This window comes from Streptomyces sp. NPDC051582 (assembly GCF_040681715.1).
GTDB lineage: Bacteria > Actinomycetota > Actinomycetes > Streptomycetales > Streptomycetaceae > Streptomyces.
The window spans coordinates 1-1,642 of sequence record NZ_JBFAZJ010000103.1 but is presented as its reverse complement, the minus strand read 5'-3'; the positions used below and the strand labels follow the sequence as shown (position 1 = coordinate 1,642).

The 1,642-nt window shown below is 68.1% G+C and carries 1 protein-coding gene; it reads left to right on the top strand.

Translation table 11 applies throughout. The features are described from left to right. Positions 1-233: 233 nt before the first annotated feature. A partial coding sequence (locus tag AB0M92_RS39240) for a glycoside hydrolase domain-containing protein (RefSeq protein ID WP_366107187.1) occupies positions 234-1,642 on the top strand: 1,409 nt, incomplete at its 3' end.

Below are 1,642 nucleotides of genomic sequence, written 5' to 3'. Positions count from 1 at the left end.
CGACTTCTACGGCGCCGCCAAAGACTCCACCACCGTCATCTACACCACCCGCTTCGGCAACCCCGGCGACACCCCCATCACCGGCCAGTGGTAACAGTGGACCGTCCTCAGTCTGTGTTCGTTCAGCAGCCGAGCTGCTCATAGGGCTGCGGTCCCGCCGTACACGGCGGGACCGCGCCCTTTCCTCCACCACCCCGACCGCAGCTCCCCGCTGCTCCTGACAGGAGACCTCCATGTCCGAAGCCCGCCCCTCCCTGACGCCGCTCCGGCGCAGCCTCGCCGTAGTGGCCGCCGCCGCGGCCTTCGCCGGCCCGGCCGTCGGGCCAGCTCACGCGGCACCGCCCGGCTCCGGTAGCGACTCCAAGACCGTGACCTTCCAGGGCCACCAGTTCAAGGTTCCCGGCAGTTGGGACGTCGTCGACCTGTCGGCCGATCCCAGTGCATGTGTCCGCTTCGACCGCCACACCGTCTATCTCGGTACCCCCGGGAAGCAGCAGAACTGCCCCACCCGATTGGTGGGTCGGACCGAGGCGCTGGTTCTGGAAAAGGACGACGCCGCAAACGCGGCGCAGGGCGCGGCGGTACGCGACCTCGACCACGAGATCGTCAGCGGAGCCGATGGCATTCGTGTGACCGCCACGTACGGTGACGACCAGGGCCTGATCCACTCCATACTCACCGCTGCCGGAATGCCGGTCGCTGCCCCGAAGAAGCAGGCGGGCATCTCTGCGGCGCAGAGCGCGCTTTCTGAGCGGTCGACCGCGCAGGCCACCGTATCGGCGGACTCGACGAACTACACCGGCAAGGGGTTCGACGCCTGCGCCGCCCCTGATTCCTCGACCATGAACGCATGGATGGCGCACTCCCCGTACCGGGCCGTCGGCATCTACATCGGCGGCCGGAACCGGGGATGCGCCCAGCCGAACCTCACTGCGTCGTGGGTCCAGCAGCAGGCCGCCGCGGGCTGGCGCTTCATGCCGATCTACGTCGGGGTGCAGGCAGGTCAGATCACCTCTCCTGCCTCCGAAGGACGCAGCGCCGCGGACGACGCGGTCAACCAGGCCGCGGCCCTCGGGCTCGGGCCCGGGGCCCTCCTGTACTACGACATGGAGGGCTATGACCGGGGGAAGCATTCCGCCAACGTGTTGGCCTTCCTGTCCGCATGGACCGAGCAGCTCCATGCCCGCGGCTACAACTCCGCCGTCTACAGCAGCGCGTCCTCCGGCATCGCCGACCTCGCAGATCACACCAGCAGCTACACCATGCCCGATGTCCTCTTCACTGCCAGGTGGAACGACACCGCGAACACCGAGGACCCCGTATTGGCGAGCTGGCAGTGGTCCCAGCAGCAGCGCGTCCACCAGTACAGCGGAGAGGTAACGGAGACCTGGGGCGGCAAGCAGATCCACATCGACCGGGACTACCTGGACGTCAAGCTCGGAAGTGCCTCGGCCATCCCGGCGACCGCGGGTGTGTACCGGCCGGGTGAGTCGGTGTTCTACGTGTCCGACAAGAACGGGGGCCTTGCCGGGCACGCCGGGTTCGGCGCCCAGGGTGACGTGCCGCTCAGCGGCGACTGGAACAAGGACGGAAAGGACACCTTCGGCGTCTACCGGCCCCAGACGAACACCTTCCTCCTCAC